Raw genomic sequence first — 1559 nt, forward strand, 5'->3', positions numbered from 1 at the left:
CCGAGCGCTTGTTGCTGAACAGGTATTCGATCGGGTCCTCGATGGTGAGGATGTGCCCGGTCATCGTCTGGTTGCGCATCTCCAGCATGGAGGCGAGCGTGGTGCTCTTGCCAGTGCCGGTGGCGCCCACCATCAGGATGAGGCCGCGCTTTTCCTTGATCATCGTGCCCAGCACGCTTGGTAGCTGCAGGCTCTCCAGCGTCGGGATGTCGTGCGGGATGTGGCGGAACACACCGGCGATCGAGCCGCGCTGGCGAAAGCCCGACAACCGGAAGCTCCCCACGCCACGCACCGACACCGCCATGTTCAGCTCGCCGGTGTTGTCCAGTTCGGCCAGCGATGCCGGGTCGATGACCTCGGCGATGAGCTGGCGCGGCTGGGGCGGCGTCAGCAGTTGGTCCGACAGCTGCACGGTCTGGCCATTGATCCGGATCAGCACCGGCATGTTGGCTGACAGATAGCAGTCCGAAGCACCCTTGTCGGCCATCAGCCGCAGGATGCGTTCCATGTTGCCGGCGCCGGGGCTGCTCATGATCAGGCCCGCAGCAGTTCGTTGATGCTGGTCTTGGAGCGCGTTTGCGCGTCGACCCGCTTGACGATGATGGCCGCGTACAGCGAGTAGCGGCCGCCATCCTTGGGCAGGCTGCCCGAGATGACGACGGAGCCGGCCGGGATGCGGCCGTAGCTGACGGTGTCGGTCGCGCGGTCGTAGATCGGCGTGCTCTGGCCGATGTAGACGCCCATCGAGATCACCGAGTTCTCCTCGACGATGACGCCTTCGACGACCTCGGAGCGGGCACCGATGAAGCAGTTGTCCTCGATGATGGTCGGGTTGGCCTGCAGCGGCTCCAGCACGCCGCCGATGCCGACGCCGCCGCTCAGGTGCACGTTCTTGCCGATCTGCGCGCAGGAGCCGACGGTGGCCCAGGTATCGACCATGGCGCCTTCATCCACGTAGGCGCCGATGTTCACGTAGCTGGGCATCAGCACCACGTTCTTCGCCTGAAAGCTGCCACGGCGCGCGACGGCCGGCGGCACGACGCGCACGCCGGTGGCGCGCAGCTGCTCGTCGCTCCAGCCGGCGTACTTGGTGGGCACCTTGTCGAAGAAGGTCAGTTCCTTGTCGCCCATGATGCGGTTGTCGTTCAGCCGGAAGGACAGCAGGACCGCCTTCTTGACCCACTGATGCACCGTCCACTGGCCAACGCTCTCGCGCGTGGCCACGCGCAGCCGTCCGGCATCCAGCTCGGCGATGACATGCTCGACGGCCTGGCGCAGCTCGGGCGCGTTGGTGGGGTCCAGCGCCGCGCGGTTGTCCCAGGCGAGGTCGATCAGGCTTTGCAGTTCAGCGGTGTTCATGGGAAAGATTTCGTGAAGGAGACGATGCGGCGGGCGGCTTCGAGGCATTCGGCCTCGTCGGCCACGAGAGCCAGGCGGATGCGCCCGGCGCCAGGGTTGCTGCCATTGGCTTCGCGCGCCAGCAGGCTGCCCGGCAGGACGGCGAGATTGTATTGAGCGAGCAGCTCCTGGGCGAAGCGCACGTCGTTACCGCCTGGAAC

2 protein-coding genes and 1 pseudogene are annotated in these 1559 nt (G+C 66.3%); all 3 read right to left on the reverse strand.

From position 1 onward, the window contains the following. Window positions 1-532: ATPase, T2SS/T4P/T4SS family (locus AC1DU6_RS30655; protein WP_477861863.1), on the reverse strand; the 532-nt coding region annotated here is incomplete at its 3' end. Window positions 533-534: 2 nt separating this feature from the next. Then, window positions 535-1359, reverse strand: a complete 825-nt coding sequence (gene dapD / locus AC1DU6_RS30660; RefSeq protein ID WP_457442397.1) for a 2,3,4,5-tetrahydropyridine-2,6-dicarboxylate N-succinyltransferase — start codon at window positions 1357-1359, stop codon at window positions 535-537. Next, window positions 1356-1559, reverse strand: a pseudogene (locus AC1DU6_RS30665) (succinyldiaminopimelate transaminase); the annotation flags it as partial. The gene dapD and the pseudogene AC1DU6_RS30665, both read right to left, overlap by 4 nt.

Source organism: Roseateles sp. P5_B10 (assembly GCF_056400485.1).

Bases quoted from the DNA above. Each gene is read 5' to 3' on its own strand.
- dapD (WP_457442397.1), bottom strand. From the start codon at position 1,359: ATGAACACCGCTGAACTGCAAAGCCTGATCGACCTCGCCTGGGACAAC.